Source organism: Micromonospora sp. NPDC048169 (assembly GCF_040652815.1).
GTDB lineage: Bacteria > Actinomycetota > Actinomycetes > Mycobacteriales > Micromonosporaceae > Micromonospora.
The window spans coordinates 76,465-91,270 of the sequence record NZ_JBEZMS010000003.1 but is presented as its reverse complement, the minus strand read 5'-3'; the positions used below and the strand labels follow the sequence as shown (position 1 = coordinate 91,270).

General features: G+C 72.1%; 11 protein-coding genes. 1 reads left to right on the top strand and 10 read right to left on the bottom strand.

Annotated features, from left to right (window positions below):
* Positions 1 to 44: 44 nt before the first annotated feature.
* A complete protein-coding gene (locus AB0D28_RS03995) occupies positions 45 to 500 on the bottom strand; it encodes an NUDIX domain-containing protein (protein ID WP_357381970.1) in 456 nt (151 codons plus the stop codon).
* Positions 501 to 612: 112 nt separating this feature from the next.
* Between AB0D28_RS03995 and AB0D28_RS03990 the strand changes: the two genes are divergently transcribed.
* Positions 613 to 1,005, top strand: coding sequence for a CBS domain-containing protein (locus tag AB0D28_RS03990; protein ID WP_357381968.1), 393 nt, complete (start codon positions 613 to 615; stop codon positions 1,003 to 1,005).
* Between the two features lie 98 nt (positions 1,006 to 1,103).
* On the opposite strand, the gene AB0D28_RS03985 is transcribed toward AB0D28_RS03990, so the two are convergent.
* From AB0D28_RS03985 to AB0D28_RS03945, 9 genes are all read right to left on the bottom strand, one after another.
* A complete protein-coding gene (locus AB0D28_RS03985) occupies positions 1,104 to 4,160 on the bottom strand; it encodes a malectin domain-containing carbohydrate-binding protein (protein ID WP_357381966.1) in 3,057 nt (1,018 codons plus the stop codon).
* A 218-nt stretch (positions 4,161 to 4,378) separates the two neighbouring features.
* A complete protein-coding gene (locus AB0D28_RS03980) occupies positions 4,379 to 5,425 on the bottom strand; it encodes a glycosyl hydrolase (protein WP_357381964.1) in 1,047 nt (348 codons plus the stop codon).
* Positions 5,426 to 5,567: 142 nt separating this feature from the next.
* Positions 5,568 to 6,500, bottom strand: a complete 933-nt coding sequence (locus AB0D28_RS03975) for a sulfotransferase (RefSeq protein ID WP_357381962.1) — start codon at positions 6,498 to 6,500, stop codon at positions 5,568 to 5,570.
* A 28-nt stretch (positions 6,501 to 6,528) separates the two neighbouring features.
* Positions 6,529 to 8,112: a polysaccharide biosynthesis C-terminal domain-containing protein gene (locus AB0D28_RS03970; protein WP_357381960.1), complete on the bottom strand. Its 1,584-nt coding sequence runs from the start codon at positions 8,110 to 8,112 to the stop codon at positions 6,529 to 6,531.
* Positions 8,109 to 8,972, bottom strand: coding sequence for a sulfotransferase (locus AB0D28_RS03965; protein ID WP_357381958.1), 864 nt, complete (start codon positions 8,970 to 8,972; stop codon positions 8,109 to 8,111). The genes AB0D28_RS03970 and AB0D28_RS03965 overlap by 4 nt, the downstream gene beginning before the upstream one ends.
* A gap of 17 nt (positions 8,973 to 8,989) precedes the next feature.
* Positions 8,990 to 10,195 (bottom strand): hypothetical protein, encoded by a 1,206-nt coding sequence (locus AB0D28_RS03960; protein WP_357381956.1) that lies wholly within the window; start codon positions 10,193 to 10,195, stop codon positions 8,990 to 8,992.
* Positions 10,195 to 11,679, bottom strand: a complete 1,485-nt coding sequence (locus AB0D28_RS03955; RefSeq protein ID WP_357381954.1) for an O-antigen ligase family protein — start codon at positions 11,677 to 11,679, stop codon at positions 10,195 to 10,197. The genes AB0D28_RS03960 and AB0D28_RS03955 overlap by 1 nt, the downstream gene beginning before the upstream one ends.
* Positions 11,676 to 12,683 carry a DUF3048 domain-containing protein gene (locus AB0D28_RS03950; RefSeq protein ID WP_357381952.1) on the bottom strand — a complete coding sequence of 336 codons (1,008 nt, stop codon included), beginning with the start codon at positions 12,681 to 12,683 and terminating at the stop codon, positions 11,676 to 11,678. Before AB0D28_RS03950 ends, AB0D28_RS03955 begins: the two co-directional genes overlap by 4 nt.
* Positions 12,680 to 14,515, bottom strand: coding sequence for a Wzz/FepE/Etk N-terminal domain-containing protein (locus tag AB0D28_RS03945; protein WP_357381950.1), 1,836 nt, complete (start codon positions 14,513 to 14,515; stop codon positions 12,680 to 12,682). The genes AB0D28_RS03950 and AB0D28_RS03945 overlap by 4 nt, the downstream gene beginning before the upstream one ends.
* Between the last annotated feature and the right edge of the window lie 291 nt (positions 14,516 to 14,806).

Below are 14,806 nucleotides of genomic sequence, written 5' to 3'. Positions count from 1 at the left end.
ATTCCACCCGGCGAGGATATCGTCGGCCACCGACCCGCAGTGGTTCAGCCCGTCAGCCCGATCGAGCGCAGCGCCGCGAAGCCGTCCTCGGCGATCCGCCGGATCAGCCCGTCGTTGACGTCCCGGTGCTCGTCGAGCAGCGCGACCTCCGATTCCGCCAGCCAGCGGAACTCGGTGTGCTTGCCGGCCTCCAGCCGGGGCCGGCTCAGGTCGCCGTCCACCCGGACCAGGAAGTCGGTCTCCACCCGTGTCAGCCCGTCGTCGGCGGTGTACCGGTATTCGCCGACCAGGCCGAGCACGTGCGACACGGCCCAGCCGGTCTCCTCGGTGACCTCCCGGCGCAGCGCGTCGTCGATCTCCTCGCCCGGTTCGAGGTGGCCGCCGACGATGTCCCAGCAGTTCGGGAAGAGGCGTCGTTCGGGGGATCGGCGTTGGATGAAGATGCGGCCGTCGTCGTCGACGATCAGCGCGCCGGCGCAGCGGAGGGGCTCGGTGGGCACCCTCCGACAGTAGCCATCCGCGCCGTCTCCGGCGATGCCCGTTCTTGTCCCGGTACGCATCGATGGCCCACCATGTCCGTACTCAGTCGCCGTCCCACAGGGGTGATGTGTGATGCAGGTACGGGAAGCGATGTCCAGCGAGGTACTCGTGGTCGGGCCGGAGCACACGCTCCGGCAGGCGGCCCGGATGATGTCGGCCCGCGGTGTCGGGTCGGCGGTCGTGATCGACCCCGACTCCGAAGGAGTAGGGATCATGACCGAACGCGACGTGCTGAAGGCGATCGGCGCCGGGCTCGACCCGGACGTCGAACGCACCGGAGCACACCTGACCTGGGACGTCGTCTACGCCGGCCCGGACTGGACGATCGAGGAGGCAGCCGCCGCGATGGCCCGGGGCGGGTTCCGTCACTTGGTCGTGCTCGACGGCCGGGAGGTGGCGGGAGTGATCTCGGTACGGGACCTGATGCGGGTCTGGGCGGGGCAGCACGCGCCGACCCGCACCTGACCGGCCCCGGCGCTACCGGCGCCGGGAAAGGGCGATGGCCCGGCCGATATCGGCCGGGCCATCGTCGTCATGCGTTCCGTTTCGGTCGTGCCCGCCCGTCAGGGGCCGACGAAGACCGAGGTGCCGCGCCAGTCCACGTCGTCGACGCCCGGACCGCTGCGCACCGTGGCGGAGCCGGTCGGCACGCCGTCCGACCACGCCATCGAGGACAGGTTGCCGGTGCTCCGGGAGACGACGTAGAGCTTGTCGCCGTCCAGGAACAGGCCGCCCGCGTCGGCGAAGGCGGTGGTGCCGGTGACCGTGTTGCGCTCGGCGCCGACGGTGCCGGTGTCCGGCGCGAACCCGCGCCAGAACAGCGTGCTCTGACCGGCCAGCGAGTAGTAGATCCGGCCGCTCTTGTAGAACATCGCGGTCACGTTCGGCAGCTCCGCGGCGAAGTTGCCGGTCATGCCGGCGTACGTGGAGCCCTCCGGCGCGGAGCCGGTGACGACCGTGTCCCACTTGGCGTCGTGGTACGGGTCGAGCTTCTTGGCGGTGCCGAACTCGCTGCCGTCGAACGAGCGCTTGTAGAGGTCGCCGCCGACGCCGTAGAACAGGTCACCACCGACCCAGAACGCGCCCTTGATCTTCGACCAGCCGGTGTTGTCGCCGTTCGGCACCGACATCGCGTTGCCGACCGAGGTAGCACCGTCGTACGTGCGCTTGGTGATGCTGTCGACGGTGGTGGCCGGCGGCACCGGGGGCAGCTTGACGATCTCGATGCCCTGCACCAGCGGGTTCTCCAGGACGCGACCGAAGTCGATGTCGATGTTGCCGTCACTGGTGATCGGGAACGCGCGCATGGTGCCCCGGTTGGTGGCGCCGATCGCGGCGATCGGGTCGAAGTTGCTCAGCTTGACCACGCCGTCGATGGTCACGTTGAACTTGCGCTTGCCGGCGGTGGCGGTGCCGGACCAGCGGTTCGCCAGGTAGAGACGCACCTGCACCGGCGTGCCGGCCGGGACCGGGAAGTCCCACTGCATGTCCGGCGCGGGCGACTCGTCCCACCGCTCCGCGTTGAACAGCTCGACCGGCGTGCCCGACGGCACCGTGCCGTCGAGCGAGGCGTTCGTGGTGTAGCTGGTCACCTGGTTGCCGGCGTTGTGGTAGGTGCTCGGCGCGGCGGCGGTGTCCGCGGCCCAGGCCGGGCCGCTCGGTGCCGCCAACTGGTCGCCACCCGCGTTGACCCGGTAGAGCACGTCCGAGGCGTCCGGCGTGGGCGCGGTCTTGACGATCTCGATGCCGTGCAGCAGCGGGTTCTGGAGCACCCGGCCGAAGTCGATGTCGACCACGCCGTCGCTGACCACCGAGATGGACTGCATGGTGCCGCGGTCGGTCCCGCCGGCCGCGACGACCGGGTCGAAGTCGTTCAGCTTGAGCACACCGTCGACGCTGACGTCGAACTTGCGGGCGCCCGGCTTGCTCGTGCCGGACCAGCGGTTGCCCATGTAGATCCGGACGTCGACCCGGGTGCCGGCCGCGACCGGGATGTCCCACTGCATGTCCGGCGCGGTCGCCTCGTCCCACCGCTCCGTGTTGAACAGCGTGGCCGGCGTGCTCGCCGGCACGGTGGCGTCGAACGTCGCGTTCGTGGTGTAGCTGGTGACCTGGTTGCCGGTGTTGTGGTACGGGCTGGGCTCGGTGGCACTGTCGGCCGCCCAGTCCGGTCCGCCGTCGGTGGCCGGGATGGCCGGACCACCGGCGTTGACCCGGTAGAGCACCTCGGTCTGCGCCGCCCGACCGGCCTGGTAGACGTTGCCCGGCAGGCCCTTCGTGCTGGTCGAGTGCGGGGCGTTGCCGCCGTCCAGCGGGAAGAAGGCGAGCCGCTTGCGCTGGTAGTCGAAGTTGCCGATGTACTCCTGGTCGCTGCCGAGCCAGAGGCCCTCCTGGGTCACCAGCATCTCGGTGACGCCGTAGCCGCGCGGGTGGCGGCCCGGGTTCCAGGACAGCGGCAGGCCGCTCACCGGGTCGAGCGCGGCGATGCTGGCCCGCGGCACCGCGCCCGGTCCGGCCTTGTCGCGGGCGAGCGGGTTGTTCGACCAGCGGAAGTGACCGCCTACGTAGATGGCCTTCTCGCTGATGCCGACGGAGAGGAAGGTGTCGCCGCCGCTGAAGTTCGTCCAGGTCGGCTTCTGGCCGTCGCCGGTGGCCGCGGTCTCCCAGCGCGCCGCGGAGTCACAGAGCGTGCCCGGGTACGACGCGCCGGTGGTGACCACCACGAAGTACTTGCTGTCCGGGGAGAACTGGACGTCGCGCACCCACGAGTCGAACGCGGTGTACTTGCAGGCCGCGGAGTAGCCGTCGGTGTTCCAGTCGGCGACGGTCGCGGAGTTCGCGCCCAGGTTGATCCGCACGATCTGGTCGTGCACGACCCCGTCGGCCTTCTTGAAGTTGCCGATCACCACGAGGTGCTTGCCGTCCGGGGAGACGGTGAGCTTCTCCGTACCGACACCGGCCGAGGCGCCGTTGTTGGTCGGGGTCCAGTTGTGGTTCTCGGTGAGCGACACGGTGAGGTAGTCGTCCACCGCGCCGGTGGTCGGGTTCAGCGACGCCAGCCCGTTGCGGTTGATCGTCGCGGTCGCCGTGGTGAAGATGCCGCCGACCAGCAGGTGATCGTCGACGAGCGCGATGTCGTTGACGGTGCCGTTGAAGGCCGGACCCTTGAACCCGTCGACGGGGGTGCCGTCGGCGACGTTCAGCAGCGCCAGCTTGCGGAAGTTCTTGTCACCGACCTTGTTGAACTTGCCGGCCACGTAGACGGTGCCCGGCGTCGGGCCGGCGATGATGGCGGTGACGTCGTTGTCCAGCACCGGCGCGAACGCGTTGTCGATCTTGCCGGTCGCCTTGTCGAAGGCGAGCAGCCCGCGGCGGTCGACCGGAGTGGGCGAGGAACCACGGTTCTGCGCGTTCGTGAACGAGCCGCCGACGATCACCTTGCTGCCGGCGTCGTAGATGGCCACGACGTTGCCGTCGTTGATGTTCGGCGTCTTGTCCGAGGGCACCTCGCCGACCATCGTGCTGTGGTCGGGCGCGGGTGCCGAGGCCGGCGCGGCCAGCGCCGGCACCGGTGTGAACAAGGTGGCGATGCCGAGCACGGCAGCGCCGAAGGCGGACACCGAGCGGTGTCTCAGGATCGAGGAAGCCACAGGCTACTCCGGGGGGAAACGTCGGAGGCGCTGCGATCGTGGTCGGTGCCGACATGAGGCGGGGCGTCACTCGACCGACCGCAGACGTGAGAGCAATACCTTCTCGCATTCGGGCATCGCCCGTCCACCCGGGTTCGGCCTTTTTGGCCGAGGAAACGGCCCGGGTCACACGAAAAGACGAGCGACGATCACCTGGTGGACACGGAGGGTTGCCCTGAGGGAACACTCAGGTCTGGCAGGGGCGCCTGGAAGTACGGATCGGTCGCCATCTCCCGGAAGACCTTCTCGCTCTCCGGGTCGTCGCCGAACGTGCTGTCGTAGATCGGCTTCTCCGTCTGCCGGGCCGCGAAATAGACCGCCGCCTTGATCTGCGGGTGCTTCTTCAGGTACGGCCCGACCTCGCGCATCCAGTCGGCGCGCTGGCCCGGCCGCCCGTCCTGGGTCAGGCCGTACTCGCCGATGATGACCGGCCGCGGGTGCTTCTTGGCGAACGCCATGAAGTGGTCCATCCGGTTGGAGAAGCTGTTCCACTCCGGACTGGGGTAGACGTCCGCGCAGAGCCAGTCGACCTGGTCGTCGCCGGGGTAGTAGTCGGCGGCCCGGCGCTGCGGCTCGGCGAACCCGTCCGCGTGCGGGCACCACACCCACCCGGCGTTGGTGACGCCCATCTCGGTGAAGATGCCGCGGACGTGCTTCCAGGCGGCGACGTAGTCCTCCGGTGAGTGCATGCTCGCGGCCAGGTTCGGCCGGTCCATCTCCCACCGGTAGCGCAGCAGCACCGGAACGCCGAACTCCTTGACGTCCTTCGCGCGTTCCCGGATCAGCGCGTCGTAGACGCCGCTGACCGTGGACCGGGTGTCGGTGCCCTGCCACGAGATCATCTGGAGCCTGCCCCGGGACTGGAACATCTTCTCGGTGTTGGTCGGGAACGGCTCGTTCCACTCGTGGAACATGTGCGCGATGGCGAGCTTGCCGCCGGCCGCCTGGTTGAACGCGTCGAACGCCGCGGCCCGCCCGGCGGCGTTGTGGTTCTGCGGCTTGACCCAGGTGCCGAGCCAGGCGCCCTCCGCCGGCGGCTCCGGCCCACGCCCGGTGGTGCGGACCGGAGCGGTCCGCGGTGTCACTGTCGGCGGGGGCGGCGCCGCCGTCGTCGCCGTCCCGTCGGACCGCTCGGAACCGGAGTCACAGGCCGCCACCGCCGGAGCCAGAAGGGCCAGGCCCAGCACGGCAGCCATCGTCAGTCGTAACCGTCGTACCACCGCAACCTCTCCCCAGGACGGTCGCCGGCCACGGCATGAGGCCCTGACGATCCGCGGGGGCGGAGAGGCACGCCGGGCCTGGCGGGCGACCCCTGGCACTCTACCCGTGACGCGGCGTTCAGGCGGGGTAGCCGAGTTGCGCCAGCAGCGGTCCGGCCTGAGCCATCACGTCGGCAAGGTCCTTTTCGGTCAGTCGCTGCCGCCAGCGGCCCACCGAGCCGGGCCGCGCCTTGGCGAAGCGGGCGTGCAGCGCCTCCCGCCCGGCCGGGTCTCCGACCTCCAGGAAGTCGGCCACGGTCTCGGCCGCCTCCGCCGGGCGGGTGACGACGTCCTCGTACCGCAGGTGCCGCACCCGGTCCGCCGGCAGTTCGGCGAGCTGGGTGAGCGCGCTGCCGGTGAACCGCCGCCACATCCAGGCCGACCGACCCAGGTCGGAGACCTGCGTGAACTCCTCGCGCCGCTCCGGCTCCACCCAGAACCGGGGCGCGGCCCCCCACGGCGTGCCGCCCCGGCCGCTGCGGCCGCTCCCGGTGGACGCCGCGTTCAGCCAGGGCTGCTCGGCGTGCGACACGGCCACGTCCCGCCCGTCCCGGTAGACGTGCAGGAACACCGCGTCCGGGAACACCTCGGTCAGGAACGGCACGATGAAGCAGTTCTCCGGGTCCTTCTCGGCGAAACGCAGTCCACCGTGTCCGGACGCGGCGAGCAACGCGCCGTAGTAGCCGCGGAAGTAGCGGGCGGCCCGCTGCGGCGTCCAGCTTCCCTCGTAGACACAGCGGGCGACCGCCTTGGTCAGCCGCGGTTCGAAGTGGTACGACACGTCCGGCAGCGCGCCGACGCAACTGCCGAGGAACGTGGTGCCGGAACGCGGGGCGCCCAGGATGAAGATCGGCCGCTCCACCTTCAGGGTGAGCCGGCGGCCACCCGCCTCGACCGGCCGTTCCAGCTCGCGGCGTTCCTTGCGGTCCGCCAGCAGCCCGACCGCGGCGAGCTTCGCGGCCTTCACGGCGGACAGGCCGGAGTGCGGGGCGAGGGGGGAGTCGCTTGTCATCGAAGATCCCATCGGTGCGCAGAATCGGTCAGGACTGGGCGGCCGGGTCCGCCCCGGCCCGGTTGCGGCCACGGCGCAGGGCGCGCAGCGCGTCGAGGTGCAGGGTGCGCCGCCAGCGCCAGGCGCCCGCCAGGTACGCGGCCAGACCGGCGGCGGTCACCAGCGCGAGCACCGGCGGACCGGCGCCGAGCAGGCTCGCCGCGCCCAGCGGCAGGCCCAGCGTGACCACCGCCAGCGCCATCGCGGCCCGGGTGCCGGCGCCGAACGGGTGCAGCCGCATCGACCACCAGAGCTGGGTCAGCGGCACCAGGTTGGTGACCAGGATGGAGACGATCCAGGCCAGGGCCGCGCCGAGGATGCCGTAACGCGGGATGAGCACCAGGTTTCCGACCACGTTGAGCACGGTGCCGGTCATCGCGTTGTAGAACGTCCACGCGGTGCGCCCGGCCATGTTGAGCACCATGTCGACCATGCCGCAGCCGGTGGCCAGCAGCATCGTCAGCGCCAGCAGCACCACGACCCGGCGGCCGTCGCCGTAGTCGGATCCGAACAGCGCCAGCATCGGCGTGGCGAACGCCGCGAAGATCAGGTACGCGGGCCAGGAGAGCAGCACCAGCCAGCCGGTGGCGGCCTGGTAGAGCTGGCGAGCCTCGGCCCGGTCGTCGCGGGCGAACGCGGCGGCCAGCCGGTGCTGCACCGAGCTGGACAGCGCGACGCTGGAGAGCTGACCCAGCGCCAGGAACCGGGTCGCGGCCGTGTAGATCGCCGCGTCCGCCGGCCCGCGCAGCGCGCTGAGCAGCACGATGTCCAGCCGCTGCACCACGATCGCGGCCAGGCTGCTGATCGCGCGAGGGCCGGTGAACCGCCAGAACGGCCCGACGAGTTCGCGCGCCGGCACCGGCCGGGTCACCTGCCGTCCGGCCCGGCCGACCAGCCGGCTCAGCCAGAGCAGCGCGACCACCGCGGCGAACAGGTACGGCACCACCCAGGCCAGCGGCAGCGCGACGGTGGCGGACAGGCCGAGCCAGGCCGCCACGGCCACGGCCAGGAACTGCACGAGCGTGCGGCCGAGCCGCTCGACTGTCAGCAGCGGGCGCATCTGCCCGAAGCCACGGCAGGCGGCGAGCGCGTAGTCGTTGAGCGCGGCCAGCGGCACGAACGCCAGCAGGATGCGTAGCGCGGTCACCGCCTCCGGACCGGCCTCCGGCATGGTGGCCCGCGCCAGCGCCGGTGCGGCCAGCCAGCCGGCCAGCCCGAGCACCGCGCCGACCACGAGCACCGGCAGCAACCCGGCCAGGATCGTGCCCCGGATCTGGTCGCGGCGGTCGAGCGTGCGCTGGCGGCTGACGAAGTAGACGGTGCCGACGTCGGTGCCGAGCCGGGCCGCCGAGGCGGCGATCATGAACGCGCTGGTGGCCGCGAAGAACATGCCCGCCTCGCCGACCGACCAGCCCCGGGCGATGACGATGTTCAGGCCGAAACCGGCCACCGCGGCCAGCCCGACCCCGACCAGGTTGGCGAAGCCCTGCCGGGCCGCGCCGCCCAGTCCCGCGCCCGGCCCGGGGGCCGGTGCGGTGAGCGTCGGGGTGCCGCCGGCGTCCGCCCGGGTCACCGCCGCCACGACGGTACGCGTCCCCACCACGTCGCCAGCCGCTCGTCGTACGGCGCGAAGTGGTCCTCCAGCCGGGTCCGCAGCTCCGCCGACATGGGCGAACGCGAGCGCGAGTTGTGCTTGCCGAACGCGATGTCCGCCCAGCGGGGCAGCCCGAGGAAGTCGCAGACCGCGTCGAAGGAGGGACGCGGGTCGGCGAAGAAGTCGTCGCTGTCGATGACGTGCATCCGGTCCCGGCCGACGAGCGCCTCCAGGCGCTCCAACTGCTCGATGTAGCGGCCCCGCGCCAGGTAGGCGTTGTGCTGCAGGTGCTCGCTGGCGTACGACGCGGAGCTGATCATCCGCTCCCGCTCGCCCGCCGTACGCGACTCCTCAAGCGCCAGCGCCCGCTCGAAGTCCGCCTCGGTCTCGTAGCCCCGGGCCAGTTCGTGCGAGTGCGCGGAGTAGGCCCGCTCCACCGGGTCGCGCAGCAGCACCAGCAGCTTCACCGAGGGCAGGTCCCGGGCGATGCGCTGCCCGGCCAGCGGGTGGAACATGTAGTACGGGCTCGATTCGCCGGTGATCCCGCGTACCCCGATCTGGGCCTTCACCGCCTCGGCCTTGCCGGTGGTGGGGAAGTGCCCGAGGTACCAGCTCATGCCCCGGTGGTAGTCCATGTCGAAGTAGTGCACGCCCTTGTGGTACGCGGGCGGCAGCACACCGGGATGCTGCGAGAGAGTCTTGAACAGCGAGGTGGTGCCGCAGCGCTGCGCCCCCACGATCAGGAATCCCGGCACCATCCGTGAGCCGGCGGTCAATCGACCGACCGTCCGGCTCACCGACTTCACCGCGCGGAGCGCCTGCTCCCTGGCCACCGTCACGTCCCCACTCCTCACTCTCACCGGGCCCGGCGGGCCAGGTGTTCCTCCACGGCGGGCAGCAGCCAGGTGTCGACGTGCCCCAGCCGCGCACCCGCCTCCGCCTGCCGGTCGCGCAGATAGCGCGTAGCCAGCTCCACCAGGTAGAGCACAGCGACCAGATCGGCGCCCCCACCGGTCTGGTCGAACGGCGCCAGGGTCGCGCCGGCGCCGGCGACAAGCGCCCGGGCCGCCTCGACCGGCTCCACCCCGTCGTGGCTCATCGCGCCCTGCACCGCCAGGTGCAGCGCGTCGTATCCGGCCGGCACGTCCGCCTCGAACCGTTCCCAGTCCCAGACCAGCACCCGGCCGTCGGCGAGCACCGCGCTGTTGCCGCCGTTCCAGTCGCCGTGCCAGGCGCCGAAGGCCACCACCGGGTCGGCGTCCGCTACCGACTTCAGCGCCGCGCGCAGCCGCCCGGCCTCCGGCCGGGGCCCGAGCGCGTCCACCGCGGCGGTGAGCCGGGCCGCGTGCCCGCTGCCCGCCCACGACTGCTTGCGTACGCCGAGACAGCCGGCGACCGCCACCATGGCGGCGCGTTCGGCCGCCTCCGCGGCGGCCGGGGTCGCCCGGGGCAGCCGTACCGGCAGCGCCTCCTGCACCAGCAGCGCGTGGCCGTGCCAGTCGCCGTGATGGCGTACCCCGGCCACTACCACCGGCCCGAGCGGCACCTCGGCGAGGCGGCGCAGCGCGTCGGCCTCCGCGTGCACGAGGGCACGGGTCAGCGGGTCGACGCCGAGCTTGGCGTAACCGAGGGCCCGGCCGTCCGGGGCGAGCAGTTGCAGCACCGGCTTGCGGTTCGCCCGCGCCGGCCCGATGTGCAGGCTCACCAGCGCCGGCTCGCCGAGCACCTCGGTCAGGTAGGCGTCCAGCCCGCCGCCGTCGACCACCAGCCGGTCGCGGAACACGAGCGGGCCCAGCCCGAGCCGGAACGCGGTGGCCAGCCCCTGCCGGACCAGCTTGGCCTTGCGGCCGACCGCCTCGGTGGAGTGCCGGACCGCGCTCGCCGCAGCCCGGCCCGAGCCGGTCGGCACCAGCAGCCGGGGGCGGGCCGCCGAGGGCACCACCACCCAGCCGGCGCCGCCGCGCCGCAGGCTGGGCTCGGCCGGCGCGGGCCAGATCAGCCCGGCCAGGTCACCGAGGTACGCGGCGCGGCCGTCGCCGTCCGGGGGTACGCGGAACACCATCAGCGGTCACCGGTCTTTTCCAGTCGGGCCCGTAGCCCGGCGATCGTGCCCTGCGGTGCCGCCGGTGCGAGCGACCGGCGTATCCGGTCGTTACGGGCCAGCAGGGCGACAGTGATCAGGGCGTAGGCGAGCGTTGCTTCCATCACCCCGTAGGTGAACTGGAAGAACAGCATGAGGATGAGGACGAGCGTGCCGGCGATCCCGATCGCGCTGTGGTCGCGCCGGTAGCGCCAGATCGCGTAGACGAAGAAGGCGTTGTAGCAGATCGCGCCGACCCAGCCCTGCCCGACGAGCAGCGCCCAGAGCTGGCCGTTGCTGCCCAGCTCCCGGTTGCCGCACTGCTTGCAGTCCTCGGACTTGCCGATCGCGATGGACCGGTTGCTGCCGATCAGTGCCCGGTTGCCGCCGTACCCGAGGATCGGCGAGTGGTTCGCCGCGGCGACCGCACCCTGGGACAGCGTGGTGCGGATGTCGTCGCTGTGCCCGTTCTGGAGTCGCTCGTCGAAGGTGCGGCCGAGTGGTGTGGCGACGATCAGCACCCCGATCAGCCCGACCGCGAGGGCGAGCCCACCGAGCACCACCATCCGGCCGCGCAGCGCGAGCCGCAGCGCGACGTAGGCGGCGGCGATGCCCAGACCGATCCACAGGCCGCGGTTCAGCGAGTAGACGATCGGGAAGATCGCCGCCAGGGCGATGGCCACCCCGGCGGTACGGCGCAGCGGCTTGCCCAGCACGACCCAGCCGACGATCAGCCAGATCAGCAGGATCGCGGTGTTCTCGCCCCACGAGTTCGTGTAGGTGAACGGCGCGGACGGGCGGGGTGAACTGGCCTCCCCCTCGATCACCTGCTGGACCTGCGCGAACTTGATCTCCATCAGCGAGGAGACGTACGGGTGGCCGGCGATCGACTGGGGCAGGACGAAGCGCAGCGGCGCGACGAACGTGAGGTTCGGGAAGAGCGAGCCGATCCAGCCGCCGAGCACCACGACCACGCCCATGAACCCGAACAGCCGGACCATCCGGCGCTGGGACAGCTCCCGTTCCCGCAGGTTGTAGACGTAGAGCATGGTCACTGTCATCGCGATGTAGTTGGCGAGCCGGATGCCCCAGCCGATGTACTTGCCGCTGCCGCCCGGGGGCAGCGTGTTCGGCGCGGTGAGGTCGAGCGTGAGCACGGACAGGAACACCCAGAGCAGCAGGACCATCCAGATCCCGAAGCCGGGCGGCACCCGGACCGGGCCGCGCCGGCGCATCTGCACCACCATCGGCACGGCGAAGATGACGAAGACGAAGCTCGACACGCCGAGCACCCACCACAGCGGGTACAGCAGGAAGAGCGAGATCAGCGGCCATGCCGTCGGCAGCCGCCACGACCAGCTCTCCGGCCGTACCGTCACCGACCGGAGGCGGTTCCCGCCGGGCGGCGAGACCGCCCCGACCGGGACCGTCCCGCGCGCGGTGCGGGGCGGGGTGGCGGTGCTCATTTCACGGAAACCTTGGCGGTGGTCGGCGCGTAGATCACCCACGCGTTGCCGGGCTGCGGACGCAGGAGGTCGCCGCCGGTGTCGGCGAACGTGCAGACCATGCCCAGGCCAGGCTTGCGCCACCGGCCCTTCACGCTGTTCGGCCCGGACACGGCGAGCACGGCGCCCTCACCGAAGACGTTCGCCGAGGGCAGCGAGCGCGGGGATGGCTTGCGTACGTCGAGCGTGCGGTATTCCATCGTCAGCACGATGACGGAGGCGGCGGTCACGGTGACCTTGCCGACCTTGCCGGCCCAGACGGACTTCGCCTGGTCGTACCGCCAGACCATCGGCGGGCCACCGGCGACGGTGACGGTCAGCTCGGTGGCCGGCGCGACGTCGCGGACGGCGAGCGCGTCGCCCTCACCGGCGTGGTCGATCGGCGGGGTGGGCGGCTGGCCGCCCTTCGGGGCGGCCTTCAGCAGCGCCGCCGTCGACGTGTAGTCGCCGGAGAAGACCTTGCTGTCGTCGTCGGGTGTGACGCCGTCGAGGTCGGAGTTCTCGAACTGGGTGAGGAAGCCGGTGGGGCCGCCGTCGTAGCCGACGAACGGGCGCAGCACGGACAGCGAGCGGATGTCGACCGGCCGGATCTCGGTGACCGGGCCGATCTTGGCGGCGTCCCTGGAGTGGAACACGGCGGTCAGGTGCAGCGTGTCGGACTCGGCGAACTCGGCGTACACCAGGTCGGCGGCCTCCAGGCCGGCCGGGGTGGTGGCGGGGCTCACCCGCAGCGGCACCGCGACCGCCTGGCGGGCCGCCGCGGCCGGGGTGCTCACCGGCTTACCGGTCAGCGGGCCGGTGGGCAGGCTCGGCGAGGCGCTGGCCGCCGACGGCGAGGCGGTGACGTCGCCCGGGTCCACCACCTGGATCTTGCCCGGCTTGGGCTCGGGCTCGCTGCATCCCGTGCCGACGCCGAGGACGACGGCCGGGGCGAGGGCTGCGCGGAGCATCTGCCGGCGGTTCACCCCAGGTCCTCGCCGGAGTCGAGGGCGTAGCTGCGACCGTCGCCGTCGCCCCGGGAGCGGTACGTGCCGCCGGTGCCGTTCAGCGGGGCCGGCTTACCCGGCCGGCCCTGGCTGCCCTGGGCGGGTGGGGCAGGCGGCGGCGGGGCGGCCTTGCCGGGAGCCGGCTTCGCCGGGGCGGGGCGGGAGGACTGCATGCGCGGCAGGACCATCGTCGACTCGGCGGACGGGCCGGGGCTCGGCCGGGGCTTGGGCCGGTTCGCCGGTGCCGCCGGGGTCGCCGGCGCGCTCGACCCGCCCGAGGGCGCCGGCCGGGCGGCGTCGCCCGCCGGGGCGGGCAGGCGCGGGGCCAGCACGGCGCCGATCACCGGCGCGTTCACCTGCTCGAACTGCTGCAGGGCGGCGGTGATCTCGCCGCTCCGGGTCTTGCCCGCCTCGGCCACCATGATCACCGCGTCGACGTACCGGCCCAGGGCCTGGGCCTCCACCGCGTACGTGGGCTGCGCGGTCTCGATGATCACGTGGTCGAAGCGCGCCGACAGCTCGTGCAGGATCTCCAGCAGACCGGCGACCGGCAGCTCGACCTCCGCGTCCAGGTCGCCCGGCACCAGCACGCGGAGCTGGCCCAGCCCCGGCACCGGCGCCAGCGCCTTGAGCGGGGGGACGTCGCGGCGGAGCACCGAGGCCAGGTTGTGCCGCCCCTCGGCCACGCCGGTGATGGCGGCCACCGTCGAGTCGGGCTTGGTGGTGATCAGCGCGACCTGCTGGCCGGTGCGCGCGTACGCGGCGGCGAGGTTGGCGGCGACGAACCCGGCGGCCGTGCCGGCCGAGGCGTCGCAGAGCAGCAGTTGGCGGCCGCGTCCGCCCTGCGCCGGCTCGGGCACGGCGGACAGCAGCACGTTGCGCAGCCGGCCCAGCTCGCGGGAGACCCGGTGCGTGGGCGGCAGGACGGCCAGCGAAGGCGTCCGCGACGGCAGCTCGACGAGCAGCGGCAGGCCGACCCGGTCGGAGATGTCGCGGCCACGCCGGATCCGGGTGTCCAGCCGGTCCAGCACCAGTGCCAGCACGATGCCGAGCAGCAGACCCGCGCCCATGCCGCTGGCGAGGTTGAGCGTGCGGTTCGGCGAGCTGGGCGAATCGGGCAGCCGGGCGTCAGAGATGATCTCGCCCGGGTCGGAGCCGGCCGAGACCAGCGGGCTGAGCCGGTTGTTCAGGCCGGTGATCTGGTTGGTCAGGACGCTCCGCTCGGCCTCGGCCCGCTCCCGCTCCGGCGAGTTGGACGGCGCCGCCGCGATCCGCCCGGCGACGGCGCTGAGCTCCTTGTTCAACGCGGCGATCTGCTGCTTGAGCGCGTTCGTCTCGTTCTCCAGCGTCTTCTGCGCGGTGGCCTTGCGCAGGTCCAGATACGCCTGCGCGAACGCGTGCGAGCCCGACTGGGCGCCCTCGGGGCTGTTCGTCTCGTACACCACCTGGAGGATCTGGCTGTTCGGCGGCACCTTGACGGTGACCGACTTGACCAGCTGATCCGCGCCGGTGTCGACCTTCATCAGCGTCTTGGCCCGCTCGGCCACCACGAGCGAGCGGACCACCTGGGCCTCGGTGTCGAGGTTGACCTTGGCGTTGGGGTTGCTCTCCGCGCCCGAGCCGAGCGGGCGCACCAGCAGCGAGGTGGTCGAGGTGTAGCGCGCTTCCTGGATCTGGCTCAGCGCCAGCCCACCACCAAGACCGAGGGCCGCGGCGAGCAGCAGGATCCACCAGCGGCGGCGCAGCCAGCCCAGGTAGGCCATCAGGGCAAGACCGTCAGCGTCGCTCTCGGCCAAATGGGGTGAGGGCATCAGAGTCTGTCGCTCCCTTTCGACCGAGCCGGGCAGTCCACGGCGCAGCTGGACCTGACCGTGGCCTTGAGTGTCCCCGATCCGAACGGCGAGGGAAAGTCTGCTCACGTTCCGGTAAGCCTGCCCGGGTGTGGGCAGCCCGCGTAGAAATGGTCGATCGGCGCTGACCATTCGGCGGGTTTCCCGGTGTCGGGCCCGACCTGCCCCCGGACAGCCGGCGTCACCGACGGCTCTCGTGCGGAGCGGTGACGGAATCCTGACACATCTCACTTTCTCCCGGTGGCCCGGCCC